This window comes from Kribbella sp. NBC_00382, assembly GCF_036067295.1.
Lineage (GTDB): Bacteria > Actinomycetota > Actinomycetes > Propionibacteriales > Kribbellaceae > Kribbella.
The window spans coordinates 3,741,696-3,765,754 of sequence record NZ_CP107954.1 but is presented as its reverse complement, the minus strand read 5'-3'; the positions used below and the strand labels follow the sequence as shown (position 1 = coordinate 3,765,754).

24 protein-coding genes and 1 riboswitch are annotated in these 24,059 nt (G+C 67.8%); of the genes, 12 read left to right on the top strand and 12 right to left on the bottom strand.

The annotated features are described in order from the left end of the window. The first annotated feature begins 21 nt into the window (after positions 1-21). Both OHA70_RS18465 and OHA70_RS18460 read left to right on the top strand, forming a co-directional pair. The gene (locus OHA70_RS18465) at positions 22-984 is read left to right on the top strand and encodes a carbohydrate ABC transporter permease (protein ID WP_328334178.1); all 963 of its coding nucleotides are present in this window, start codon (positions 22-24) and stop codon (positions 982-984) included. Beyond that, positions 984-1,799, top strand: a complete 816-nt coding sequence (locus OHA70_RS18460; RefSeq protein WP_328334176.1) for a carbohydrate ABC transporter permease — start codon at positions 984-986, stop codon at positions 1,797-1,799. The genes OHA70_RS18465 and OHA70_RS18460 overlap by 1 nt, the downstream gene beginning before the upstream one ends. Positions 1,800-1,804: 5 nt before the next feature. Here the strand turns inward: OHA70_RS18460 and OHA70_RS18455 are convergent, their stop codons facing one another. Next, the gene (locus OHA70_RS18455; RefSeq protein ID WP_328334174.1) at positions 1,805-2,767 is read right to left on the bottom strand and encodes an LLM class flavin-dependent oxidoreductase; all 963 of its coding nucleotides are present in this window, start codon (positions 2,765-2,767) and stop codon (positions 1,805-1,807) included. A gap of 103 nt (positions 2,768-2,870) precedes the next feature. On the opposite strand from OHA70_RS18455, the gene OHA70_RS18450 reads away from it, so the two are divergent. Beyond that, positions 2,871-3,989, top strand: a complete 1,119-nt coding sequence (locus tag OHA70_RS18450) for a mandelate racemase/muconate lactonizing enzyme family protein (RefSeq protein ID WP_328334172.1) — start codon at positions 2,871-2,873, stop codon at positions 3,987-3,989. Continuing rightward, the gene (locus tag OHA70_RS18445) at positions 3,989-4,933 is read left to right on the top strand and encodes a dihydrodipicolinate synthase family protein (RefSeq protein ID WP_328334170.1); all 945 of its coding nucleotides are present in this window, start codon (positions 3,989-3,991) and stop codon (positions 4,931-4,933) included. Before OHA70_RS18450 ends, OHA70_RS18445 begins: the two co-directional genes overlap by 1 nt. On the opposite strand, the gene OHA70_RS18440 is transcribed toward OHA70_RS18445, so the two are convergent. From OHA70_RS18440 to OHA70_RS18430, 3 genes are read right to left on the bottom strand one after another with little or no spacing between them, the layout of a single operon-like run. Next, positions 4,908-5,651, bottom strand: a complete 744-nt coding sequence (locus OHA70_RS18440; RefSeq protein WP_328334168.1) for an amidohydrolase family protein — start codon at positions 5,649-5,651, stop codon at positions 4,908-4,910. The two genes, OHA70_RS18445 and OHA70_RS18440, sit on opposite strands and share 26 nt — an antisense overlap. A 1-nt stretch (position 5,652) precedes the next feature. Then, positions 5,653-6,420 (bottom strand): hypothetical protein, encoded by a 768-nt coding sequence (locus tag OHA70_RS18435; protein ID WP_328334166.1) that lies wholly within the window; start codon positions 6,418-6,420, stop codon positions 5,653-5,655. Beyond that, positions 6,413-7,588, bottom strand: a complete 1,176-nt coding sequence (locus OHA70_RS18430) for a DegT/DnrJ/EryC1/StrS family aminotransferase (protein ID WP_328334164.1) — start codon at positions 7,586-7,588, stop codon at positions 6,413-6,415. Before OHA70_RS18430 ends, OHA70_RS18435 begins: the two co-directional genes overlap by 8 nt. A gap of 160 nt (positions 7,589-7,748) precedes the next feature. Between OHA70_RS18430 and OHA70_RS18425 the strand changes: the two genes are divergently transcribed. Beyond that, positions 7,749-8,978 carry a helix-turn-helix domain-containing protein gene (locus OHA70_RS18425; protein WP_328334162.1) on the top strand — a complete coding sequence of 410 codons (1,230 nt, stop codon included), beginning with the start codon at positions 7,749-7,751 and terminating at the stop codon, positions 8,976-8,978. Between the two features lie 201 nt (positions 8,979-9,179). Here OHA70_RS18425 and OHA70_RS18420 read toward each other — a convergent pair whose 3' ends face one another. Continuing rightward, positions 9,180-10,202, bottom strand: coding sequence for a zinc-binding dehydrogenase (locus OHA70_RS18420; protein ID WP_328334160.1), 1,023 nt, complete (start codon positions 10,200-10,202; stop codon positions 9,180-9,182). Positions 10,203-10,261: 59 nt separating this feature from the next. On the opposite strand from OHA70_RS18420, the gene argG reads away from it, so the two are divergent. Next, the gene (gene argG / locus OHA70_RS18415) at positions 10,262-11,716 is read left to right on the top strand and encodes an argininosuccinate synthase (protein ID WP_328334158.1); all 1,455 of its coding nucleotides are present in this window, start codon (positions 10,262-10,264) and stop codon (positions 11,714-11,716) included. 96 nt (positions 11,717-11,812) lie between these two features. Here argG and OHA70_RS18410 read toward each other — a convergent pair whose 3' ends face one another. The 4 genes from OHA70_RS18410 to OHA70_RS18395 all read right to left on the bottom strand — a co-directional run bounded on the left by OHA70_RS18410 (position 11,813) and on the right by OHA70_RS18395 (position 15,726). Continuing rightward, on the bottom strand, positions 11,813-12,088 hold the full coding sequence (locus OHA70_RS18410; RefSeq protein ID WP_328334156.1) for a ubiquitin-like small modifier protein 1: 276 nt from the start codon (positions 12,086-12,088) through the stop codon (positions 11,813-11,815). After that, positions 12,085-13,353 (bottom strand): threonine synthase, encoded by a 1,269-nt coding sequence (thrC, locus tag OHA70_RS18405; RefSeq protein WP_328334154.1) that lies wholly within the window; start codon positions 13,351-13,353, stop codon positions 12,085-12,087. The genes OHA70_RS18410 and thrC overlap by 4 nt, the downstream gene beginning before the upstream one ends. 14 nt (positions 13,354-13,367) lie before the next feature. Continuing rightward, a riboswitch (SAM riboswitch) is annotated at positions 13,368-13,508 on the bottom strand. 99 nt (positions 13,509-13,607) lie between these two features. After that, positions 13,608-14,855, bottom strand: a complete 1,248-nt coding sequence (locus OHA70_RS18400; RefSeq protein ID WP_328334152.1) for a cation:proton antiporter — start codon at positions 14,853-14,855, stop codon at positions 13,608-13,610. 70 nt (positions 14,856-14,925) lie between these two features. Continuing rightward, positions 14,926-15,726, bottom strand: coding sequence for a DNA-3-methyladenine glycosylase family protein (locus OHA70_RS18395; RefSeq protein WP_328334150.1), 801 nt, complete (start codon positions 15,724-15,726; stop codon positions 14,926-14,928). A 268-nt stretch (positions 15,727-15,994) separates the two neighbouring features. Here OHA70_RS18395 and OHA70_RS18390 point away from each other — a divergent pair, with 268 nt between their 5' ends. Then, entirely contained in the window at positions 15,995-16,444 is a 450-nt protein-coding gene (locus OHA70_RS18390; protein WP_328334148.1) for a hypothetical protein, read from the top strand. Positions 16,445-16,523: 79 nt separating this feature from the next. Here the strand turns inward: OHA70_RS18390 and otsB are convergent, their stop codons facing one another. Genes otsB through OHA70_RS18375 form a run of 3 tightly spaced genes read right to left on the bottom strand, consistent with a single transcriptional unit; the run spans position 16,524 to position 18,254 of the window. Next, complete coding sequence (gene otsB, locus OHA70_RS18385; RefSeq protein ID WP_328334146.1) at positions 16,524-17,357, bottom strand: trehalose-phosphatase; 834 nt, start codon at positions 17,355-17,357, stop codon at positions 16,524-16,526. Then, positions 17,354-17,941: a LytR C-terminal domain-containing protein gene (locus OHA70_RS18380; RefSeq protein ID WP_328334144.1), complete on the bottom strand. Its 588-nt coding sequence runs from the start codon at positions 17,939-17,941 to the stop codon at positions 17,354-17,356. Before OHA70_RS18380 ends, otsB begins: the two co-directional genes overlap by 4 nt. Positions 17,942-17,945: 4 nt before the next feature. After that, positions 17,946-18,254 (bottom strand): DUF3263 domain-containing protein, encoded by a 309-nt coding sequence (locus OHA70_RS18375; RefSeq protein ID WP_328334142.1) that lies wholly within the window; start codon positions 18,252-18,254, stop codon positions 17,946-17,948. A 180-nt stretch (positions 18,255-18,434) separates the two neighbouring features. On the opposite strand from OHA70_RS18375, the gene OHA70_RS18370 reads away from it, so the two are divergent. Genes OHA70_RS18370 through OHA70_RS18350 form a run of 5 tightly spaced genes read left to right on the top strand, consistent with a single transcriptional unit; the run spans position 18,435 to position 24,031 of the window. Continuing rightward, positions 18,435-19,871: an amidase gene (locus tag OHA70_RS18370; RefSeq protein WP_328334140.1), complete on the top strand. Its 1,437-nt coding sequence runs from the start codon at positions 18,435-18,437 to the stop codon at positions 19,869-19,871. Then, the gene (locus tag OHA70_RS18365; RefSeq protein WP_328334138.1) at positions 19,862-20,863 is read left to right on the top strand and encodes a Gfo/Idh/MocA family protein; all 1,002 of its coding nucleotides are present in this window, start codon (positions 19,862-19,864) and stop codon (positions 20,861-20,863) included. The genes OHA70_RS18370 and OHA70_RS18365 overlap by 10 nt, the downstream gene beginning before the upstream one ends. A gap of 6 nt (positions 20,864-20,869) precedes the next feature. Next, positions 20,870-22,267: an alpha,alpha-trehalose-phosphate synthase (UDP-forming) gene (locus OHA70_RS18360; RefSeq protein ID WP_328334136.1), complete on the top strand. Its 1,398-nt coding sequence runs from the start codon at positions 20,870-20,872 to the stop codon at positions 22,265-22,267. Next, positions 22,254-23,684, top strand: coding sequence for an FGGY family carbohydrate kinase (locus tag OHA70_RS18355; protein ID WP_328334134.1), 1,431 nt, complete (start codon positions 22,254-22,256; stop codon positions 23,682-23,684). Before OHA70_RS18360 ends, OHA70_RS18355 begins: the two co-directional genes overlap by 14 nt. Continuing rightward, on the top strand, positions 23,681-24,031 hold the full coding sequence (locus OHA70_RS18350; protein WP_328334132.1) for a hypothetical protein: 351 nt from the start codon (positions 23,681-23,683) through the stop codon (positions 24,029-24,031). The genes OHA70_RS18355 and OHA70_RS18350 overlap by 4 nt, the downstream gene beginning before the upstream one ends. Positions 24,032-24,059 lie beyond the last annotated feature (28 nt).

Sequence of the window (24,059 nt, the reverse complement as noted above, 5' to 3'; positions counted from 1 at the left end):
TCGCGGGGAGGTCGCGCGGCAATGACGGAGGGAGGCCGCGCGGCATCCCCGCAGAACCAGGCGACAGGCCCGGCCGCAGGGGCGGTGCGCCGGGACCTGTCGCCGTTGGGATTCCGGAACCGGTGGTCGCGGCGCCGATCGCTGGCGGGCTTGTTGTTCGTGGCGCCGATGCTGGTGCTGTTCGTGGTCTTCCGGTTTGTCCCGGTGGTCGGCGCGTTCCTGTTGTCACTGACCGACTACCGGCTCAACGGGCAGTGGTCATTCATTGCCTTCGACAACTACTCGCGGCTGTTCGGCGACCAGCTCTTCCGCGACAGCCTGCTCGTCACGCTCACGTACGCGCTCATCTTCGTCCCGCTCACCGTGCTGCTCTCGCTCGGTACCGCGCTGCTGCTCCACCAGGTGGTCTGGAGCCGCGGCTTCTTCCGGGGCGTCTTCTTCCTCCCGTACGTGACCAGCATCGTGCTCGCCGCGGTGCTCTGGAAGTGGATCTACAACGCCGAGGACGGCCTGCTCAACGGCGTCCTCGGACTGGCCTCCCTCGGCCCGTACGACTTCCTCGGCAATTCCGGATCGGTGCTGCCGTCGATCGCGGTGACGTCGGCCTGGAAGGGTTTCGGCTACTCGATGCTGATCCTGCTGGCCGGGTTGCAGGCGGTACCGCAGTCCTATCTGGAGGCGGCGACGATCGACGGCGCCGGCCGTTGGCAGCGGTTCCGCTACATCACGCTTCCGCAGCTGCGGCCGATCCTGTTCTTCGTACTGGTGATCGAGACGATCGGCGCGTTCCAGGTCTTCGACGCGATGTACGTGATGACGGCCGGCGGCCCGGTCCGATCCAGCTATTCGCTCGTGTACTTCCTGTACGACTCGGGCTTCAAGTTCTTCGACTTCGGGTATGCGAGCGCGATCGGGCTGGTGCTGTTCCTGATCGTGCTGGTCGTATCGCTGATCCAGCGCCGCTTCGTCGGGAGGGACGACTGATGCTTGTGCGCCCGGCTCGACTGACCCTGCCGACCTTGCTCGCATTGACCGCCATCGTGACGATCGTGCCGTTCGCCGCGATGGTGCTGGTCGCCTTCGCGCCGCCGAGCGGCCAGACCTTCCCGGGCGCACTCGATCCGTCGCGCTGGACCTGGCAGAACTTCTCCAACGTGCTGTCCAGCTCGGACATCCCACGCTGGACGATCAACTCGCTGGTCTACTCGCTCGTCTCGGTGTTCTTCATCCTGCTGTTCGCGGCGATGGCCGGCTATGCGTTCGCGAAGAAGCGGTTCCCGGGCCGGGAGCTGATGTTCTGGGCCTTCCTGGCGACGCTGATGGTGCCGTTCCAGGCGACCCTGATCCCGTCGTACATCCTGGTCGCGAAGCTCGGCTGGGTGGACGGGTACTGGGGCCTGATCGTGCCGACGCTGGCGAACTCGCAGGCCGTCTTCCTGATGCGCCAGTTCATCGGCCAGCTGCCGGACGAGCTGTTCGAGGCGGCCGAGCTCGACGGCGCGTCGGAGTGGCGGACGTTCACCACGATCGTGCTGCCGCTGGTCCGGCCGGCCTTGGCGACGCTCGGCATCTTCGTCTTCCTCTGGCACTGGAACGACTTCCTCTGGCCGCTGGTGATCGGCCAGTCGGCTCAGATGCAGACGCTGACTGTCGGGTTGGCGAGCCTGCAGACCGAGGCGGTCCCGATCAACCAGGTGATGGCCGGCGCGACCATCACCGTCGTGCCGAGCCTGCTCGTCTTCGGGCTGCTGCAGCGGTACCTCACGGACAGCATCGCAATGACGGGCCTCAAGGCCTGATCGGTCTAGAGGTTCCCGAAGGCCTCGATCGCCTTGAGCGCATCGGCCTGCGGCATGCCCGGCGCCTGGACCCGGAGGATGATGCCGTCGGCGCCCATTTCCTCGTAGTGCTGGATCCGCTCGGCACACTCGGCCGGGGAGCCGATGATGCTGCGGGCAACGATGTCGTCCCAGCCCTGGGTGTAGCGCGAGGCGTCGGCGGAGGTGCGCTTCCAGCCGGTGTAGGCGTCGTACAAGTCGCGCAGCGGCTCCTCCAGCACCTGCCTCGCCTTTTGTGAGGTTGGGGCTGCGAAGCCTTCCCGGCAGAGGATGACCTCGGCGCCGAGCGTACCTTCGCCTCTGGGGTATGACCTGTACTCCGCCATCTTGGCCGGCAGGTCCGCGTCCAGCTCGTTGAAGGACGTGGTCCAGCCGTCGCACATCCGGGCGGTGCGTTCGAGCATCGCGGAGACCCGGCCGCCGTTCCAGATCCGCGGCCGTGGGTTCTGCACCGGCTTCGGCGACAGGAACGCCTCGTTGATGCTGGTGAACTTGCCGTCGTACGTCACCTCGTCCTCGGTCCACAGCCGGGTGATGATCTCGACGCACTCCTCGAACCGTGCGACCCGTTCGGCCTGCGTCACGCCGTACAGGGCGAACTCCTCCGGCCGGTAGCCGAGCACGAAGCCGGCGGTGAGCCGCCCGCCCGACAGCACGTCGAGATGCGCGAGCGCCTCGGCCAGTACGACAGGCTGGTACAGCGGCGCGACGATGCCAGCGGTGGCGATGCCGATCCGCTCGGTCTTGGCGGCCAGCCAGGTCGCGGAGGTGAGGATCTCGTGATAGCCAGGACGATGGAGGTGGCGTTCGCCGAGGACGACCCACTCGAAGCCCGCCTGCTCAGCCAGGCGAGCCTGCTCGACGCCGTCTTCCAGGGAGGGTCGATCCGCCGCGTCGCCGTACAGGTTCAGATAGAGGCCCAGCCGCATAAGTACTTCGCCTTTCCGTCCATTGACAGCAACCATCCAACCTATTTACGGTCTTGACCGTAAGTCCTTTTCCCGCGTGGCGCGACCCCAAGGAGTGGATCTCGTGAGTGTCGCATCGCAGCCTGTCGGTCTACCGGCCACTGCGGCCGCCGGTTCCATCGTCCACATTCGCACTCGGGTGGTGCGCGCCGCGTACCGGCGGCCATTCCGGATCAGCAGCGGGGTCAGCAACGAACTGGTCAGCCTGGTGGTGGAGGTCGAGACTACCGACGGCGTCGTCGGCATCGGCGAGACGTCACCGATGACGGCATATACGGGTGAAACGCTGGCAGGGGTCCGTACTGCGATCGAGGAGCACCTCGCACCGGCTCTGATCGGCCACGACCCGCTCGACCGGGCCGGCGCCCACCTACTGATGGACTCCGCACTGCGTGGCCAGCATGTGGCCAAGTCGGGGCTCGACATCGCCCTGTACGACCTTGCTGGGGTACTGAGCGGCTGGCCGGTGCATGTGCTGCTGGGCGGCAGCATCCGGTCGCGGGTGGAGACCGCCTGGGTCGTAGGGCTCGGCACGCTGGACGAGATGGCGGCGGAGGCTGCGGAGTACGCAGAGCGCGGGTTCCGGCATCTGAAGGTCAAGGGCGGCGAGGACCCGGCGCGGGACCTCGACCTGGTCCGGGCAGTTCTTGCTGCCCTCCCTGCCGGGGCAGAGCTGTGTCTGGACGCCAATGAGGGGTACGACGCGGCTACTGCGCTGCCGGTGCTCTCCAAGATGGCCGACGCAGGTCTGGCGCTGGTTGAGCAGCCGCTGCCTCGGTGGGACCTCGCTGGGCTGGTGCGGCTGCGCGAGCGGCTGGATCTGCGGCTGATGGTCGACGAGAGCATGCAGTCGCTGCAGGACGCGCTGGAGATCGTGCGGCGGGGTGCTGCGGACGTACTGAACATCAAGATCCTCAAGGTGGGTGGGCTGCATCGTGCCCTGCAGATCGCTCACCTGGCGGAGGCAGCTGGGTTAGCGGTCAAGGTAGGTTCTATGCCGGAGCTGGGGGTGGCGACGCTGGCGGCAGTACACCTGGCGGCGGCTGTGCCGGGTGCTACCGTCCCGGCCGACCTGGTCGGGCCGCTGCTCGTCCGTGAAGAGCCGCTGGCTCCTAAGACCTTCACTGACGTCAATGGCTGGGTGGAAGTGCCTACTCGGCCGGGACTGGGGCATGACCTCTGATGCACGCACTGGTTGAGCAACTCCGCGGCACACTGCTCCCTGCTGTCGTCACACCGATGAACAGCTCTGGGGTCGTGGCCTACGACGCTCTGGCCGCCTATGCCTCCGCTATCGCGGCCGGGCCTATCGGTGGGGTCGCTGTGTGGGCTCATACCGGACGGGGGCTGTACCTGAGTGAGGCGGATCGCGGGAAGGTCCTGGCGACCTGGCGGGCCGCTACTACGGCTCCGCTGGTGGCGGGGGTTGGTGTTCCCCGGAGTACGGGGGTTGTGGGGTTGCAGGAGGCGGAGGACGCCACTGTGGCGATGGCCGTGGGCGCAGCGGGCTTCGGGGCTGATGCGGTCATGGTCTATCCGCTGGCTGCCTATGGGGAGTTGGCGGATGGCGAGGCAGCTGCCGTGCGGCTGCATCAGCGGGTTGCTGCCGAGAGTGGGCTGCCGCTGGTCGGCTTCTACCTGCATGGCGAGGCTGGTGGGTATCCGTACCCGCCTTCGCTGATCAAGGAGTTGCTGTCGCTTCCGGAGATGCTTGGTGTCAAGACGGCGACGCTTGACCGGGCAGTCGATTGTCAGGACGCGATCTGGGCGGGACGTAGTACGGGCAAGCTGTTGATCACGGGCGAGGACCGGATGTACGGCCCGTCGATGATGTGGGGCGCTGACACGGCTCTGGTGGGGATCGCTGCGGCTCAGGTCGAGTTGTCGGCGGCGGTACTGGATGCTTGGACGGCTGGGCGCTCGTCAGACTTCCTGGACGCGTCGGAGCGGCTTGACCGGTTCGCTGCTGCCACCTTCTACGCCCCGATCGAGGGCTACATCCAGCGCATGCTTTGGGCCGCGGTGTGGGAAGGGCTCATCCCGGAGGAAGCCGCGCACGACCCCTACGGCCCCCCGCTGCCTGCGTCGGAGCGCGACCTCGTCATCCATTGTCTGGAAAACCTTTGAACAGTCGCTCCGCATTGCTCGACAGCACCTGCTGAAGTTCTTCTTCGGTGAAGCCCGCGTCGCGGATCACCCCGAGCGACACGCACGGATCGATCAACGTCGAGTCCGTCCCGAACAAGAACTGCTCCATCGGTACGCCGACAGCGCGAGCAAAGGTGATGCGGCCGGCGTCCGTCACCGTGCGGCAGTGCTCCAGATAAATCCGATCGCACTGCTTGGCAGCCCTGGCCGCCTCCCGCCAGGCATGCCCACCCGCATGCCCCGCGATCACCTGCAGATTGGGCCTCGTCTCCAACAGCCCCGGCAGCAACGCCACATCAGCCCCCCAGGTATGCAACAGCAACGGCACCCCGACCTCATCCAGCATGTCGAACGCATCCGCCATCAACGGCGACCCGATCGGCACCCCCGGATAAGTCGTGTGAATCTTCGCCCCGACAAACCGCCCGGTGCTCAGACAGTCCTTGAGATCCTGCGCACTGCGCTCCAGCCGATTGGCGTTCACGACCGCATACCCGTGCAGCCGAGGCTGCTCCAGCAACACCTCAGCCAACTTCGCGTTCCCCGCCACCGCGTCGTACACCACCGCCTCGGCCCCCGACACGATCTGCCGCTCGATCCCGTACCGATCCATCAACTCGAGATTGAGCGCAACATCCCCCACCTCCAGATGAAACGGCCAAGGCCCCCAATGCCCATGCACATCAATGATCCGCATCTCAGCCCACCAGTTCCTGGACGTTGCCCCCAGCAATCAATGCCCGATCCTCAACACTGATCCGCGCATACCGCAACCGCAACGTCTGCGGCGAAACATCCATAAACGGCGTCCGCGACCCAAACACCAGATGCCTCGCCCCGACACTGTCCACCACCCGCTCAATCCCATCCGGACTCGACAACATCCGGGTGGTCGCCTTGAACCCAGGTTCCTCCCGCGCCATCAGCAGGAAGTCGGCCAGCAGATAGACGTGCAGATCCAGAAAGATCACGTCGGCCCCACGCCCAGCCAGTACCGCCCCGAACTTCCGCGGATCCCCGTCCTGCAAGATCACCATGCCCCGCTCGACCGCCTCACCCACCACGTGCCGGTACGACGGCGTCTCACCCAGCACGCCCTGCGACCCGGTGAAGAGGCGGAGGCACCGGACGCCGTCGGCGATCAACCCATCCAACTGCGCCGCAGCCCCGACCGCGTCCCGAAGGTCAACAGTCCCCACAGGAATCAACCGCACCCCCGAGCCCCCATCAGCCGGCGAGTCTGGTGTTTGGCTGGTGGCGGCGAGCGTCTCGGTGTTGCCTGCCTGGTCGGAGAAGAGAGCGCCTCGGGTCGAGAGCGCCAAGGCGTTCTTGATGTGGTGATGAGCGAGGTGCTTCTTGAGGCCGGCCAGGTCCATGTCCGTCGGGTGGCTGGGCCAGGGGCCGAAGAGGACGTCTACGTCGTACTGGATGTGCTCCTCGGGCGATGGGGTGAGCCAGTCAGCCATCGGGGTGCACCTTCCGGATCGCGCGGGCGATGTCGTCCACGTCAGTCTCGGTATACGCCTCGTTCCAGGGCAGGACAACCAGCGTGTGCTCGATCAGGCGTTCGGCGTTCGGGCACAGGCCGGTCGGGTACTCCCTGCCCTCCAGTGGATAGCGGGAGGTGCCGTAGACGGGCCCACTGAAGACCGGGTTCGCATACAGGGTGCGGTCGAGGTAGCCGGCTGAGGCAGGTACGCCTTCAGCAGTCAGCGCGTCGGCCCATATACGGTTGCCATCAGCAACAACCAATGGGAACAGCCAGAATGCGTGCCCCGCCAATGAAGGCAGTGAGACGCCGACCAGCCCATCAAGTGCTGCGGTCAACTGCTCCGCCGATTCGCGTCGGCGCTTCACCACGTCGCCCACCTTTGCCAGCTGGGCTCGGGCGACGGCGGCGACCAACTCCGTCATCCGGTAGTTGAGGCCGAGCATGAGATGCATGCGCCCGCCCGAGCGGTCCCAGCCCTTGTCCATGAACAGCCGCATCCGCGTCGCCAGCTCGGCGTCGGCGGTGATCGCCAGCCCGCCATCACCCGCGGTGATGTGCTTGTACTGCTGCAGGCTGAAACAAGCGATATCCCCGAACGTCCCCAGCAACTCCCCGCCGGCCGTAGTCCCCATCCACGCCTGCGCGCAGTCCTCGATCAGCACCAGCCCATGCCGGTCAGCGATCGAACGCAGCGCCACCACATCAGCAGCCCCACCGAACAGATGCACCACGATGATCGCCCGAGTCCGCGGCGTGATGGCCGCCTCGACCGCCGCCGGATCCAGGTTCCCCGTGACCGGATCAACATCAGCGAACACCGGTACGCCGTTCTGCGCGAGGATCGGCGCCACCGTCCCGAAATCGGAGATCGGCGTCGTGATGACCTCGTCCCCCGGGTCGAACCCAACGGCCGCGACGGCCAGGTGCAACGCCGCAGTACCGGAACTGCAGGTCACCGCATCACGCCCGTACAGCTCCGACATCTCCGCCTCGAGCGCCCGAGCCTCGCCGCCGAACGTGCTGCACAGCACAGCGGAATCGAGCACCCTCAGCACCGCCGCGCGCTCTTCCGCACCGATGGTCCGGCCCGCCGGTTCGAGCACTCCGGGCAGCGGCGTACGGCGTACTGGCGCATCTGTCACGAGCGCCTCCCGGGGTCTGCGGCAATTTAGGTCCTGACCGAAAGGTAGGAGATCGCATCAGATGGCGTCAAGTTGTCTCACATCGCGCAAGCGGTGCGCTATTGTGCCGATTTGAGGGCCGGACCTGAATCGAAACCGGCCGCCTGAGGAGCGCAGCGCAGTGATCAGCGTCGGGATCATCGGCCCGGAGGACCTGGTCCAGCGCGTCCTCGCCGTCGGTACCGCGAACCACCCGGCGACCCTCGTCCCGCTGCCCTACCGGCACGAGACCGAGGCCGTCCAGCTGGTCGAGCAGGTCCGCGAGCGGGTCGACGCGATCCTCTTCACCGGCGTGGTGCCGTTCACGATCGCCACCGAGGCCGGTGTGATCGACCGGCCGGCGATGTACGTCTCGTACGACGGCGCCACCCTGCTGCGCGCGCTCGTCGAGCTGCTCCGGCTCGGCCACGACGTCACCCGGCTGTCGATCGACACCCTGCGCCGCAGCGAGGTGTTCGAGACGCTGATCGAGGCGAAGCTGCCGACGGACGACATCCAGGTACTTCCGTACCGGGCCGGCCTCACCTCCAACGACATCGTCGCCTTCCACCGCAACGCCCGCGAGCAGCACGAGACCAAGATCGCGATCAGCTGCCTCGGCTCGGCCTTCCACCTGCTCGAGAACGAGATGCCGTCGGTACGCCTCGCCCCGTCGCGCTACTCGATCCAGTCGACGCTGCAGGCGCTTGTACTGACCACCACCGGCCAGCACGTCGGCGACGCCCAGGTCGCGCTAGGCATCATCGAGCTGCCCGAGCCGGACCAGGCGCTCGCCCGCGACCTGATCACCCTGGGCGGCAGCCTCGCCGTACTACCGGACGGCCGGAACCTAGTAGTCACCACCCGCGGCCTCCTGGAGCAGGCAACCGAAGAGTTCAGCCGCATGCCACTGCTGGACGCCCTAGCCGCCCGGCACGCCACTGCCCGAGTCGGCTTCGGAGTAGGCCGTACTGCCGCCGAGGCCGAAGCCCTAGCCCGCCGAGCAGTCAGCCGAGCAGCCTCCATGGGCCCGGTCGCCGGCGTCGTCTCCATGTCCGACGACGTAGAAATAGTCATCGAACCCTCCAGCGACCAGGACCAGCCGGCCCCCGACCGCGGCCCCGAGTCCCTCCCCCTGCTGGCCCGCCGAGTAGGCCTCAACACCCAAACCCTCTCCCGCATGCGCGAGCTGGTAGCCACCCTCCCCGACGGCCTAACCACCCAAGACGTCGCAGAACACCTAGCAGTCCAACTCCGCACCGCCCGCCGAGTCCTCAAACGCTTGGAACGAGCCGGCCTAGCCGACCCCATAGGCAGCCAACAACACGGCCGAACCGGCCGCCCCCCAACGGTCTACCTAATCCGCCTCTAACCCGCCCCCCTCCATCCCTCCGCCCTCCAGCGAAGGCCTCCCCGCCATTTCGGGGGTTAACCCCTCAGACTGTGGGTTGCCACCCTTGAATACCAGGTGGCAACCCACCAATTGAGGAGTTAACCCCCGAGATGCCGACCGAGCGGGCGGACGGCGAGGGGCGGCGGGGCAGGGGCGTCAGGGGGTCAGCGGGTCAGGGGGTCAGGGGGTGATGACGGTGACGCCGGCTGGGGTGCCGTTGGTTAGGGCGGCTAGGGCTGCGGGGGTTTCGTCGAGGGTGATTGTGCGGGTGATCAACTTCTCGGGGGCTAGGTTGCCGGAGGCAACGAGGGCGAGCATCTCGGGGTAGGCGTGGGCGGGCATGCCGTGGCTGCCTAGCCATTCCAGCTCCTGGCCGATCAACCGGCCCACATCGAGCTGGACGCCGCCTGGCAACAAGCCCACCTGGATGTGCCGTCCTCGCGGCCGCAAGGCGGCCAATGCTGATTGGACGATGGCAGCGGACCCGAGGGCGTCCATCGTCACCTGCGCCCCACCATCAGTTAGGTCCAACAACTCCGGTACTACGTCAGCCGACGACAGCACCACATGAGCGGCACCGTAGGAGCGGGCCAGCTCCAGAGCGGCGGGGTTTGTGTCGACGGCGATGACCCGGGCGCCAACCCCGGCCGCGATCATCACCGCGGACAACCCCACCCCGCCACACCCGAACACCACCACGCTCTCCCCGGCGACCACCCGCCCGACCTGGCGGATTGCGCGGAAGGAGGTGGCGAAGCGGCACCCCAACCCAGCCGCAGTACCGAAGTCCAGCGAGTCGGGCAGGCGGATGAGGTTCACGGCTGCGAACGGCAGAGCGACGTACTCGGCGAAAGATCCCCAGTAGTTGAAGCCTGGCTGCAGCTGGCGAAGACAGACCTGCTGATTGCCAGCCAGACACTGCTCGCAAGAACCACAAGCGCAGATGAACGGCGACGTCACCCGATCCCCGACCGCCCAGCCAGATACCCCAGCCCCAACGGCGGCGATCGTCCCAGCCAGCTCATGCCCGGGCACATGCGGCAGCACGATGTCGGGATCATGCCCCTGCCACCCATGCCAGTCGCTCCGGCACAGCCCGGTGGCCTCGACCTTCAACACCACCCCGCCCGGCTCGACCACCGGCGGAGCGACTTCCTCGACGACCGGCAGTACGCCGTACTGGCGGATCACAACAGCGCGCATGCCGGTCATCCTATCCACCCGGCTTGCATGATCATGCAGACCAATGCATACTTATTCTCATGTCCAAGGTCATCACCTCTCTGCCCGTCGGCGAACGGGTCGGCATCGCCTTCTCCGGAGGGCTCGACACGTCGGTCGCGGTCGCGTGGATGCGCGACAAGGGCGCGGTCCCGTGCACGTACACCGCCGACATCGGGCAGTACGACGAGCCCGACATCGACTCGGTCCCCGGTCGCGCGAAGGCGTACGGCGCCGAGATCTCCCGGCTGGTCGACTGCCGCGCGGCGCTCGTCGAGGAGGGGCTGGCCGCGCTGACCTGCGGCGCGTTCCACATCCGCACCGGCGGCCGGGCGTACTTCAACACCACCCCGCTGGGCCGGGCGGTGACCGGCACCCTGCTGGTCCGGGCGATGCTCGAGGACAACGTCCAGATCTGGGGCGACGGCTCGACCTACAAGGGCAACGACATCGAGCGGTTCTACCGGTACGGTCTGCTGACCAACCCGAAGCTGCGGATCTACAAGCCGTGGCTGGACGCCGCCTTCGTGGTCGAGCTCGGGGGCCGCAAGGAGATGAGCGAGTGGTTGGTCGCCCACGACCTGCCGTACCGGGACAGTACCGAGAAGGCGTACTCGACCGACGCGAACATCTGGGGCGCCACCCACGAGGCGAAGACGCTCGAGCACCTGGACACCGGGATCGAGACGGTCGAGCCGATCATGGGCGTCAAGTTCTGGGACCCCGAGGTCGAGATCGCCACCGAGGACGTGACGATCGGCTTCGTCCAGGGCCGGCCGGTGACGATCAACGGCAAGGAGTTCGGCTCCGCGGTCGACCTGGTGCTGGAGGCCAACGCGATCGGCGGCCGGCACGGGCTGGGGATGTCCGACCAGATCGAGAACCGGATCATCGAGGCGAAGAGCCGTGGCATCTACGAGGCGCCTGGGATGGCCTTGCTGCACGCGGCGTACGAGCGGCTGGTGAACGCGATCCACAACGAGGACACCATCGCGGCGTACCACAACGAGGGCCGCAAGCTCGGCCGGCTGATGTACGAGGGCCGCTGGCTCGACCCGCAGGCGCTGATGATCCGGGAGTCGCTCCAGCGCTGGGTCGGCTCGGCGATCACCGGTGAGGTCACGCTGCGGCTGCGGCGGGGCGAGGACTACTCGATCATCGACACGACCGGCCCGGCGTTCAGCTACCACCCGGACAAGCTGTCGATGGAGCGGACCGAGGACTCCGCGTTCGGCCCGGTCGACCGGATCGGCCAGCTGACCATGCGGAACCTGGACATCGCCGACTCGCGCGCCAAGCTCGAGCAGTACGCCGGCCTGGGCATGATCGGTACCGCCCACGCCCAGCTGCTGGGCGCCGACACCAACCAGCTCGGCGAGACCACCCTGATCGGCGAGATGACGACGGGCGGCGCCGACGACATCGCCTCCCGGGGCGAGCCCAACCCCGAGGACGCCCTGCTCGACAACGCCGCAATGGAGTCCGGCACCGACTAACGCCAGCCCACAACCGGTGGGCTCGGACAGCAAACGGCGACCTTGAACAAGTTATTACTTGTTCAAGGTCGCCGTTCGGTGTTCAAGGTCGCAGGATCAGCCGCCGGCGACGGCGGGGATGATGGAGATCTGGCCGCCGTCCTTGATGGGGGTCTGCAGGCCCTCGGAGAAGCGGACGTCGTCGTTGTCGACGTAGATGTTGACGAACCGGCGGAGCTCGCCGGACTCGTCGAGCACCCGGCCCTTGATGCCGGGGTACGACGTATCGAGGGACTCGAGCACCTCGCTCAGGGTCGCCCCCTCGACGGAGACCTCGGAGGCACCCTGGGTGTAGGGGCGCAGGATGGTCGGGACACGGACGCTGACACTCACTGCAGACCCGCCTTCACGAAGGCGTCGTACGACGCGGGGATGGTGACCTTCGGGCCGACCCGGTCGGCCACGGCGTCGAGCGTCTTGAGCCCGTCGCCGGAGTTGATGATCACGGTCTCGGCGTCGGGGTCGATCTGCCCCGTCTCGATCAGCTTCTTCAGCGTCGCGACGGTCACCCCGCCCGCGGTCTCGGTGAAGATGCCCTCGGTCCGGGCGAGCAACTGGATGCCCTGGATGACCTCTTCGTCGCTGACGTCCTCGATCACCCCGCCGGTACGCCGGGCCACGTCGAGCACGTACGGTCCGTCGGCCGGGTTGCCGATCGCCAGCGACTTCGCGATGGTGTCCGGCTTGACCGGCTTCACCACATCGTGGCCGTCCCGGAACGCCTGCGCGACCGGCGAGCACCCGGTCGCCTGGGCGCCGTAGATCTTGTAGTCGGTCGCGTCGACCAGGCCCAGCTTGCCGAGCTCGGTGAAGCCCTTGTCGATCTTGGTCAGCTGCGAGCCGGACGCGACCGGGATCACCACCTGCTGCGGGATCCGCCAGCCGAGCTGCTCGGCGATCTCGAAGGCGAGCGTCTTGGAGCCCTCGGAGTAGTACGGGCGGACGTTGACGTTGACGAACGCCCAGCCCTCCTCCTCACCGGCGATCTCGGAGGCGAGCTTGTTCACGTCGTCGTAGTTGCCCTCGACGGCCACCAGCGTGCCGCCGTACACGGCAGTGGTGATGATCTTGGGGCGCTCGAGGTCCTGCGGGATGAACACGACCGAGCGGATGCCGGCCCGGGCGGCGGCCGCGGCGACGGCGTTCGCGAGGTTGCCGGTGGAGGGGCAGGCGAAGACCTTCATGCCGAGCTCGCGGGTGGCGCTCAGGGCGGAGGCGACGACCCGGTCCTTGAACGAGTGCGTCGGGTTGCCCGAGTCGTCCTTCACCCACAGCTTGCGCAGGCCGAGCTCGCGGGCCAGGTTGCCGGCGTCGATCAGCCGGGTGTAGCCGGGCTCGGTGTTCGGGAAGCTGGCCACGTCGACCGGGACGGGCAGCAGCGGCTGGTACCGCCAGATGTTCTTGGGTCCGGCTTCGATCTGCGCACGCGTGATGGTCGGGAACTCGTACCCGACCTCGAGCGGGCCGAAGCACTCCATACAGGCGTAGAACGGGCCGAGCTCGGATTTGGCGCCGCACGCGCGACAGCTCAGATGCGTGCCGTTGCCGAAGGCACCTTCACGGATGGTGTGGGTGGTCGGCGCGGTGCTCAGGCTCATGACGGAGTTTTCCCTCCTCATCTTCCCCGCACCGGATCTCGGCACAGGACGGATTTGGCACCGTTCCGCCGCCGAGCGCCTCGGATCGAGCCGCCGCACGGGGAGGGTTGCCGGGACTTCAACGGGCCGTTTCCCTCAGTCCCTCTGGATGAGCACTGACGAGGCTACCCAATCGGGTCCGGATCGTGTCTTTCGTTCCCAGCATACGAGACGCCTGATCTCATCGTGAGATTTTGACCCTGATCGGCTCAAGCTCAGGCGGCTCGGTCGCGGCGGAGGTCGAGCATGCGCATGAGTGGGGTGGCGGCGACACCGTGGACCGCGACGCTTAGTACGACGGTGAAGCCGACGGTTGCCCACAGCCACGGCAGGTCGGTGCTGAAGTCGGCGCCTGCGTAGGCCAGGTAGAACACCGACCCCACACCCCGTACGCCGAACGCCGCCGCGACCCAGCGCTCGGACCGGCGCATCGGCGTCTTGGCCAGGGATAGCCAGGCGGTGAGCGGACGTAGTACCAGCACGAGGAGCAGGCCGATCGCGGCGCCTGCCCAGGTCAGTGGCTTGAGCAGGCCGCCGGTGATCGCGACGCCGAGCAGCAGCAGGATGCCCCAGGTGAGGATGTGTTCCAGCTGCTCGATGAAGCCGTGTAGGTCCTCGTGGAAGTCATGGCTGCGCTCGGCGGCCCTTAGCGTCAGGGCGGCGACGAAGACGGCGATGAATCCATAGCCATGCAGTACCTGGGCGAGGCCGTACACGCCGAGCGTCATCGCCAACGCCAGTACCGGCTCGCGTGAATCGGCCAGCCGGAAAGTGCGCGACGGCGCGGAGAACGCCATCTTGCCGAGCAACCAGCCGGCCCCGATCCCGATGGCGACACCGATCACGGTCTTGCCGATCAGGTCCCAGGCGAACCACTCCAGCGCCCAGTTCCCGACCGCTCCCTTCGTCGCCGCGAACACAGCCGCGTAGATGAACGGGAAGGCCAGCCCGTCGTTGAGCCCCGCCTCCGAGGTGAGCGCGAACCGCACCTCATCGTCCTCCTCCGGCTCGGCGCCCTCCCCGGTCGTCGGTCCTTGCACCTGTACGTCCGACGCGAGCACCGGGTCGGTAGGAGCCAGTACTGCGCCCAGCAGCAAGGCCGTAGCCGGCGCCAACCCCACCAGCCACCCCACGCCGGCCACTGCCGCGATACAAGCAGGCATCGCCACCAGCAACAGGCGCCACGTCACAGCCCACCGCTTCCACCCGATCGGCCGATCGATCGCCAGCCCGACCCCCATCAACGCAATCAAAATCGTCAACTCGGCCAGATGCTCAGTCACCCCCGACTCAGCGATCGGACTAACCCGCCCCCGCTCGACAAACACCCCCAACACCAACCCAGCCGCCACAAACGCCATCGGCGCCGAAATCGCATACCGCCGCAAGAGTCGCGGCAACACCGCGCCAACCAGCAGAGCCAACCCGGCAACCAGGTAGAGCCCATCCCCGTCGATCTTCATATCCGCTCCTAGTGCCCAACTCCCACCCTTTTCACCACCGGGGGCGCGGAACGCGGGATGGGTCGGTCGGTTAGCGAAGGCGGTGGGTGGCGCCGGGGGTGTGGGTGGGGAGGGATTTGCGGGGGCCGTAGCGGGGGTGATGGTGGCCGGCCAGGCCTAGGAGGGCTTGGACTCGGTAGCGGTGGCCTCGGTAGGGCTCGATGAGTTCGGCGCAGCCGTCGTCGTCGAGTTCTTCGCCGGTGAGGGCGTACGAGACGTCGCGCGAGACGTGGTAGTCGGCGAACGAGAAGGCATCGGCATCCCCGTGGGCGCGCTGCCGGACCTCCGCGGCGGTCCAGACTCCCACGCCTGGCAGGGACCTGAGCCGGCGCTCGACCTCAGCCCCGTCGGTCAGCTCCAGCGTCCGCTCCAACGCCGCCGCCCGCGTCGCCGCGGTGATCACCACCCGCGACCGGCGCCCCTCGACCCCGGCACGCAACCACTGCCACGACGGAATCATCCGCCACTCCTCCGGCGACGGCGGCACCATCATCTTCCGCCCATCAGGCGACCCCGGCCCCGGCGCCGGTTCCCCGTACTCTCGCAGCAGCATCCGCCACCCGGCGAACGCCTCCTTCCCCGTCACCACCTGCTCGATCCCAGCCGCAGCCATCGCCTCGAACACAGCCCGAGTCCGAGGCACCCGAAAGTCCGAGAACCGCCGAGCCGCATCCACCAACGCCCGATGCTCAGCCAACGGCTCGAACCCGTCCCAGCTATCCGCCTCCCCCAACAACTCCGGCACCCCGTCCAGCGCCCACCCCGCCCCCGGCCCCCACGCCTCCGCCTCAACTTCACCCAGCCCGGAGTACGGCGTAAGCCTGATCAACACCGCCCCATCCGGCGTCCGAGTAGCCCGCCAAACAGTCCGCCGCCCCGCCTCAAACACATACGCCGGATCCCCCGGCCCCTTCCGCAACCCCCCAATAACCACATGCGGATCCACCACCCGCCCCGCCCGCCACCGCCGCACCACCGAAGTCACTCCCCCAGTCTCGCCCACCCCACCGACAACGCCTGAACCGACCGGATGTCCTAAGAATTGCGACATTGGGACATCGGGGTGAGAGGCGGTTGATACTGAGTCTGGAGGTGGGGCGATGTCTGGGTGGCAGGTGCTGAAGTTGGTGTGGAACACGGTCAATCTGTCGACGGTCATGGGGGCGGTCGTGGGGGTGATCGGGCGGGCGCGGTTCAGTCGGGGGCCTCGGGGGTTGTTTTATGCGAACGGGTATCGGCTGGGGTTTCCGGTGGCGAGTGCGTTCACGATCGGGAACGTGATTGTGAGTAAGCACGATCGTGCGTACTTCGATGAGCGGCCGGTGCTCGTCAAGCATGAGGAGCGGCATTCGTGGCAGTACTTCTGCCTGTTCGGGCTGCCGATGCTGCCGTTGTACGTACTGGCGGTCGCCTGGTCGTTCCTCCGGACCGGATGCCCGGCCTCCCGCAACCCGTTCGAGCGGCTCGCCAGCCTCACCGACGGCAACTACGACGAGAAGCCGGTGCGGCCGCTCGGGCAGATCCTCAGCCAGACGTTCAGACGCAACTGATGCCACGCACGAAGCACAACAACGAGCCCAACCTCAGTGAAGGTGAAGGCGGAATCGGCAAGGTGCGGCAGCGACAACGTCAGCGGGTTGCGATGGCGTCGGCCAGGGCGGTGAGGACTGTGACTACGCCGGAGGGGTCGTCTACGACGATGTCGGCGGCATCGGTGAGGGCGGTGGCGCCGGAGGAGCGGGCGGCTACCAGTACTGCGTGCAGGCCATCACGGCGAAGGATGTCGAGGGCTTCGAAGGCGGCCAGGTCGCCGAGGTCGTCGCCGGCGTAGAGGACGGTGCGGGCGCCGGTGGACTCGATCAGGCGGCGGAGGGCTACGCCCTTGTCGATGCCGGGTGGGCGGAGTTCGAGAACCAGGTTGCCGGGCTCCAGGCGGAGGTCCACCGACTCGGCCAGGTCAGTCAGGGGCTGGCGTAGTACCTCTAGTGCAGGCACTGGGTCGGGCAGGCGGCGCGTGTGAACCGCGAGCGAGCTGCCCTTGTCTTCTACGAACGCGTCACCGAAGCCGAGCTCCTGCAGCAGAGCAGGGAGCTTCTCACGGGCTACCTCGACCCCAGGCGGTACAGGGTCGCTAGTGACGGCACCAGTGGACGCCTCCCACCGCTCCAGCCCGTAGTGACCCAGTACTACGAGACGCCCCAACCCCGGATGCCCAGTAACCCCAGACAGCTCGGTAGCGACCAATGCGGGCCGGCCGGTCACGATGGCCACCTGCCCCACCGACCGGGCCAGCCGGGCCAGTGCGTCGAGCGCCCCATCGGCCGCCCGCGACATCGACGGATCCTCCACCAACGGCGACAGCGTGCCGTCGAAGTCCGACGCGATCACCGCACTGGCCGGATCCGCGACGAGCGCCTCCCAGCCCTCCCGCCCGGCCGCAGTCACCAGTTCGGGAGTACTCATCCGGCGTAGTCCGTGGTGAGAATGACCGTGAGCCGGTCCTTCTTCATGTTGTCGAGGGCGTCCTTGGTGCGGCCGATCCCGAGATCCCGGGCGAGCTGGTTCGCCTCGGCCTGCATCCCGGCCGGGAAGTACACCGTGCTGGCGACGATCTTGCCGTGCCAGTTGTCCTTGCCGGTGACGATCCAGCCGGCCTGCCGGGCCCGGACCGAGACGTCCTCGGCCAGTCCCTTGCGCGGAGTGTTGTTGTAGACCTCGACGGCCGGCCGCTCGGTCACTGGGATCGATGCCGGAGCACTCGGGGGCGCGGACGGCTGCCCGGAAGGCGTCACGGAGGTCGGCGCAGAGGGCTCGACAGGCGGCGGAGTAGAGGACGGCTCGGCAGGTGGTGCCGAAGACACCGGCGCACTCGGCTTAGGCGAGGGCTTCGGGGTCGGCGAGGCCGCGGGCTTCCCGGAGTCCGCCACCGAGTCGTTGCCCCGCGTCCCGAACAGCACCAGCAACCCACCGACGATCGCGACCACGGCGAGCACGGCGACCAGAGACGAGAGGACCTGGCCCCTGTCGTCGCGCGAACGGCGGTTCAAGACTTCAGACCTCGATGCCCAGCCGACGGGCGGATCGGGCCCGTTGGCGGGCGGCTCGCAGCCGGCGCAGGCGCTTGACCAGCAGTGGGTCGTGCGCGAGGGCCTCGGGCCGGTCGATCAGGGCGTTGAGCACCTGGTAGTACCGGGTCGCCGACATCTGGAACTGGTCCCGGATCGCCTGCTCCTTGGCACCGGCGTACTTCCACCAGTGCCGCTCGAAGCCGAGGATGGCACCGTCCCGGTCGGACAACCCAGCGACGGCCGGCAGGCCCGCCTCGGCGGGGCCGGAGGTGCTGGCGTTGGCGCTGTCCATCTGCTGGTGACTCCCGTGCGGTCGGTGATCGTCCGTCCGCGTTCCACCCTACGCGGAGAACGACAGCAATGTCATTCACCGCGCAGCTACTTAGCGTTGTGTCGCGGGACGGAGCAGGGTGGATCCCACGGACACCCAGGCGGACGGCCGGGCGCGCTCAACTCTGGCAGGATCGACGGTGTGAGCTCAACTCGACAAGGCCCCGGCGACGTGTCGCCCGGTCCGCGAACCGCCGTCGCGGCGGTCGAGGAGCTGCAGTTCCGGTACTCCGAGCTGAATCCGCTCGTGAACGCCGTCTGCACCCCCAACCCAGCCGCCCTGACCGAAGCCGTCCGACTGGACACGGAACGTGACGACGGCCGGATCCGTGGACCACTCCACGGCCTGCCCGTGCTGGTCAAGGACAACATCGACACCGCCGACCTCCCCACCACGGCGGGCTCACTGGCGCTGGCCGACCAGCCGCCTCCCCCGTACGACGCCCCGCTGGTCCGCCGCCTGCGTGAGGCCGGCTGCATCATCCTGGGCAAGACGAATCTGAGCGAGTGGGCCAACTTCCGCGGCTCGGCCTCGTCATCCGGCTGGAGCGCGTACGGCGGCCTGACCCGCAACCCGTACGCCCTCAACCGCTCCGCCGGCGGCTCCTCGAGCGGCTCCGGCGCAGCAGTCGCCGCCGGGCTGGCCGACCTCGCGATCGGTACCGAGACCAACGGCTCGATCGTCTGCCCAGCGGCCCTCAACGGCATCGTCGGCCTCAAACCGACGGTCGGCCTGATCCCGCAGCAGGGCATCATCCCGCTCAGCCACTCGCAGGACACGGCCGGTCCGATGACCAGGACCGTCCGTCAGGCCGCCGCCCTGCTCACCGTGATGACCGGCGGTGGCATCGACTACGAGGCCAGCTGCGCATCGGAGGACCTCACCGGCGTTCGCATCGGAGTACCGCGTGGCCCGTTGTGGGGGTACTCGAACAGCCTCGACCAGGTCACCGAGCAGGCACTGACGCTGCTGTCGGCGGCCGGCGCGACGCTCGTCGACCGGCTGTCGCTGCCGTCGCCGGGCAGCGAGGAGGACCAGCTCGCGATCCTCGCGTACGAGATGAAGGTCGACCTCGCCGCGTACCTGGCCACCCGCCACCCCGGCGGCCCGCGCACCGTCGCCGACGTGATCGCCTTCAACAAGGCCCACGCCGACACGGAGCTCCGGTACTTCGGCCAAGAACTCTTCGAGCGCTCCGAGCAGACCGACGGCCTCGACTCGGCCGTCTACGTCGCCGCCCGGCTGTCCGGGCTGCGAGCCGGTCGCGACGGGATCGACAACCTGTTGCGCGACAATCAGCTAGACGCACTGGTCACACCGTCGTACTCACCTGCTTGGGCGATCGACCTGCTCAACGGAGATCACGTGCTCGGCAGTTCGTCCTCACATGCCGCATTGGCCGGCTATCCGCTGCTCGCGGTGCCGTCCGGCCTGGTCGAAGGCCTGCCTGTCGGGATCACCTTCCACGGCACCGGCCGCAGTGACGCCACCCTCATTCGCTTGGCGCACGCCTTCGAAACCGCGAGAATCAAGGCTCACGGCCCGTTCCCGACCCCGGAGTTCACACCATGGGTGTAGATCGCGTCCGCTGGGGAGTTGTTGCTACTGGCAACATCTCCACCTCGTTCACCAAAGACCTCGCCGTCCTCGAAGACGAGGCGGTGGTGACGGCCGTCGCGTCACGCTCACTGGAGTCCGCGAACAAGTTCGCCGACGAGTTCGGCATCGAGCACCGGTACGACGACTGGCGCCGGCTGATCGACGACGGCCACGTCGACGTCCTCTACATCGGTACTCCGCACCCGCAGCACTACGCGATCGCCCGCGCCGCGCTGCAGGCCAAGATCGCCGTACTCTGCGAGAAGCCGGTCACGCTGACCGCGAAGCAGGCCCGCGACCTCGTTGCCGTCGCCCACGAGAACAACACGCTCTTCGCCGAGGCGATGTGGATGCGCACCAACCCCGTCGTCCAGGCGTTCTTCGAGGACCTGGCCAAGGGCACCATCGGTGAGCCGATGGAGGCGCTGGCCGACTTCGGCTTCCACAAGCCGCAACTCCCGGCCCGGCTGCTCGATCACGCCCTGGGCGGCGGCTCGCTGATGGACGGCGGCATCTACCCGATGACGTTCGTCTACATGGCGCTCGGCAAGCCCGCCGAGGTCAAGGCGGTCGGCTCGCTCAACGACGACGGCGTCGACCTGAACGTCGCGATGGCCTGGCGCTACGACTCCGGCGCGGTCGCCGCGCTGACCTGCGGGCTCCGTTCGCAGAACCCGTGGACTGCCTCGGTCAGCGGTCCCGAGGGCAGCCTGCTGCTCCCGCACCGCTTCCACAACCCCGAGTACTACGTCCGCAGTACGGCCAGCGGCCAGGAGCGCGTGGACGTACCGGCGCATGGCCTTGGGTACCACTACGAAGCAGCCGAAGTGATGCGTGCGCTGCGCGCCGGGCAGATCGAGTGCCCGGCCCTTCCGCATGCCGCGACGATCGAGATCCTCGAGCTGCTGGACGAGACGCGTAGACAGATCGGGGTCAGCTACCCCGGCGACGACGAATACCTGGGTGGATAACAACTGATGCCGAGCGGACGCAGTTCCTTCGTAGTGGTGGCCAACCGGCTGCCTGTCGACCGGATCGAGATGCCCGACGGCACCACTGCCTGGCGCCGCAGCCCCGGTGGCCTGGTGACCGCGCTGGCGCCGGTGATGCAGCGCCACCACGGCGCCTGGATCGGCTGGACCGGTGGCGCGGACGAGAAGCTGGACCCGTTCGACGAGGGCGGGATGCACCTCGTCCCGGTGACGCTGTCGGCCGAGGACATCCAGCTGTACTACGAAGGCTTCTCCAACGCGACGCTCTGGCCGCTCTACCACGACGTGATCGTGGCGCCCGAGTTCCACCGGGAGTGGTGGGAGTCGTACGTCGCGGTCAACCGCCGGTTCGCCGAGGCGGCCGCGGAGGCAGCCGACGACAACGCGGTGGTCTGGGTGCACGACTACCAACTGCAGCTCGTACCGGCGATGCTGCGCCGGTTGCGTCCCGACGTACGGATCGGCTTCTTCCTGCACATCCCGTTCCCGCCGACCGAGCTGTTCGCGCAGATGCCGTGGCGCCGGCAGATCCTCGACGGGCTGATGGGCGCCGACCTGGTCGGTTTCCAGCGGCCGGGGGCTGCGTCGAACTTCGCCCGGCTCGCGCGCAACCGGATGGGGTTGCGGACCCGCGGCGACCGGATTCATCTGCCGGACGATCGCGTCGTACGGGCGAAGGCGTTCCCGATCTCGATCGATGTCGGTGAGCTGGAGCAGCTCGCGCGGCAGCCCGAGACCGAGGCGCGGGCCGCGGAGATGCGCCAGGAGGTCGGCAACCCGGCGCACATCCTGCTCGGCGTGGACCGGCTCGACTACACGAAGGGCATCCGGCAGCGGTTGCGTGCCTTCGGCGAGCTGCTCGACGAGGGCCGGGTGTCGGTCGACGACGCGGTGTTCATCCAGGTGGCGACGCCTTCGCGGGAGCGCGTGGAGCAGTACCGCGTACTACGGGACGAGATCGAACTGCTCGTCGGGCGGATCAACGGCGAGCACGGCCGGATCGGGACGCCGGCGATCAACTATTTGCACACCTCCTACTCACGCACCGAGATGGCAGCGCTCTTCCGGGCGGCCGATGTCGCCGTCGTGACGCCGTTGCGCGATGGCATGAACCTCGTCGCCAAGGAGTACGTGGCCTGCCGGTACGACGACACGGGTGCGCTGGTGCTCTCGGAGTTCGCCGGAGCCGCCGACGAGTTCCGCCAGGCCTTCTTGGTGAACCCGCACGACATCAATGGCATGAAGGACACCATCGTCGACGCCATGAACACCGACGACCGCCAACTGGGCCGCCGCATGAAGGCGATGCGCAAACATTTGGCAGCACACGACGTCAACGTCTGGGCCGCGTCGTTCCTCAAGGCGCTCCATGCAGAAGACTGATGGCCGGATCCTTGCTCTCGATCTAGGTACTTCGTCCGCGCGCGCGTTGGTGCTGTCGGCCGACGCGTCGCCGCTGCCCGGAGCCCTTGCCCGGCACAAGATCGGCGCCGTCTACGGTCCTCTTGGTGAAGCGACCCTTGAGCTTCACGACTACATCGAGGGGCTGCTCGGCTGCCTCGACGAGTTACAGCAGAACGGGCATCTGGTCGACATCACCGCGATCGTGCTGTCCTCGCAGTGGCACTCGATCGTTGCTCTGGACAACAAAGGCGTGGCGCTCACTCCGGTCATCCCCTGGGTCGACACCCGGTCGGTCGACCTCGCGCTGGACCCGGCTTTCGACGAGCGCGCCTTCCACGCGAGGACCGGCGCCTGGCTGCACCGGCTCTACTGGACCCGCCGCATCCCGTGGCTGCGGTCGATCACGTCACCGGCCGGCTATGCGGGGCTTCCCGATCTTGTACTCGAGCGCCTGACCGGCGAGCGCGTCACCTCGGTCTCGGTTGCCTCGGGCACCGGCACGCTCAACCTCGCCAGCGGCGGGTACGACGACGAGGCGCTGGCCGTCGCAGGGGTGACGGCCGGCCAGCTTCCGCCGATTGTGCCTACCGGGTGGACCGGCGCGCTTTCCAGTGAGTACGCGAGACGGTGGCCGGGGCTGGTCGGAGTACCGATTCATCCGCCGACCGGCGACGGCGCGGCCTCCAACGTCGGTACCGGCGCGTATGACGCCAGGACAGCAGCAGTGACGGTCGGTACTTCGGCCGCCGTCCGCGTCGTGCACCCGATCGAGGGCGCACCCGAATTGCCGTGGGAGCTGTGGCGGTACCGGGTCGACGACCAGCATGCGGTGACCGGGATGGCCTTCTCTGCCGCGGGAAACCTGCATGCGTGGCTCACCGGCGTACTGAATCTCGACGCCCCTGAACCCACCGACGTGGAGATCGGCTCGTCCCGCGTGATCGCGATCCCGTTCCACGCCGGCACCCGGCCGCCGGACACGGTCCCGAGCGGTTCCGGCGTGTACTTCGGACTGTCGTTCGACGACTCCGCCGCTGACCTGCTCGCCGCGTCCCTGCAGGGTGCCTCGCTCGAGATTGATCGCGGCCTGCGCATGCTCGACGAACTCTTCGGCCGTCCGCTCCAGGTCGTCCTGGGTGGTGGCGGCATCGACGCATCAGCCTGGTGGCGGCGCTGCCTGACCGCGACCTTCGACCGTCCCACCGACGTCTGCTCCGAGCCCGAGGTCGGCGCCCGCGGCGCGGCGGCGGTCGCCCTCGGCCTGTCGCCGTCACCCGGCGGTGAGCACCTCGAGCCGGTCGCCGCCGAGGTCGAGCGAGTCAGAACCCTGCGCCCCCGCTACGAGACCCTCCGCGGACTCGCGGTCCAGGCCTCGAAGGAGACGAGCAGCTGGTGAGCAGTGAGTACGCGCTGAACCTCGAGGCCGAGATCCAGCGGATGCTCGCGACCGACATCGTTGTGCTGGCCGCGCAGAGCTTCGTGGCGCTGTTCCCCGGCGTCCAGCTCGGCAAGCACCTCGGCAGCGGCAAGCTCCGCAAGTGGTTGCGCCAGGAGTTCGGCAAGCCCCGCTGGACCGAGGGCAACACCTACGCCTTCGACGCACTGACGGCCGAGATCGAGCTGATCTACGAGCGCGCCCGGATCGCCTCCAGGGACGCCAGCGGCCAACTGATGCTCCTACCCCGCGGTCTCCAACTACTAGCCGCCCCGGACCCGGTAGCCGCTCTCCGCGAACTCCTCTGACCTCCTCTGACCTCCTCTGTCCGTTGCA

Bases quoted from the DNA above. Each gene is read 5' to 3' on its own strand.
- OHA70_RS18465 (WP_328334178.1), top strand. From the start codon at position 22: ATGACGGAGGGAGGCCGCGCGGCATCCCCGCAGAACCAGGCGACAGGC.
- OHA70_RS18460 (WP_328334176.1), top strand. From the start codon at position 984: ATGCTTGTGCGCCCGGCTCGACTGACCCTGCCGACCTTGCTCGCATTG.
- OHA70_RS18455 (WP_328334174.1), bottom strand. From the start codon at position 2,767: ATGCGGCTGGGCCTCTATCTGAACCTGTACGGCGACGCGGCGGATCGA.
- OHA70_RS18445 (WP_328334170.1), top strand. From the start codon at position 3,989: ATGCACGCACTGGTTGAGCAACTCCGCGGCACACTGCTCCCTGCTGTC.
- OHA70_RS18440 (WP_328334168.1), bottom strand. From the start codon at position 5,651: ATGCGGATCATTGATGTGCATGGGCATTGGGGGCCTTGGCCGTTTCAT.
- OHA70_RS18435 (WP_328334166.1), bottom strand. From the start codon at position 6,420: ATGGCTGACTGGCTCACCCCATCGCCCGAGGAGCACATCCAGTACGAC.
- OHA70_RS18420 (WP_328334160.1), bottom strand. From the start codon at position 10,202: ATGCGCGCTGTTGTGATCCGCCAGTACGGCGTACTGCCGGTCGTCGAG.
- argG (WP_328334158.1), top strand. From the start codon at position 10,262: ATGTCCAAGGTCATCACCTCTCTGCCCGTCGGCGAACGGGTCGGCATC.
- thrC (WP_328334154.1), bottom strand. From the start codon at position 13,353: ATGAGCCTGAGCACCGCGCCGACCACCCACACCATCCGTGAAGGTGCC.
- OHA70_RS18400 (WP_328334152.1), bottom strand. From the start codon at position 14,855: ATGAAGATCGACGGGGATGGGCTCTACCTGGTTGCCGGGTTGGCTCTG.
- OHA70_RS18390 (WP_328334148.1), top strand. From the start codon at position 15,995: ATGTCTGGGTGGCAGGTGCTGAAGTTGGTGTGGAACACGGTCAATCTG.
- otsB (WP_328334146.1), bottom strand. From the start codon at position 17,357: ATGAGTACTCCCGAACTGGTGACTGCGGCCGGGCGGGAGGGCTGGGAG.
- OHA70_RS18375 (WP_328334142.1), bottom strand. From the start codon at position 18,254: ATGGACAGCGCCAACGCCAGCACCTCCGGCCCCGCCGAGGCGGGCCTG.
- OHA70_RS18365 (WP_328334138.1), top strand. From the start codon at position 19,862: ATGGGTGTAGATCGCGTCCGCTGGGGAGTTGTTGCTACTGGCAACATC.
- OHA70_RS18360 (WP_328334136.1), top strand. From the start codon at position 20,870: ATGCCGAGCGGACGCAGTTCCTTCGTAGTGGTGGCCAACCGGCTGCCT.
- OHA70_RS18355 (WP_328334134.1), top strand. From the start codon at position 22,254: ATGCAGAAGACTGATGGCCGGATCCTTGCTCTCGATCTAGGTACTTCG.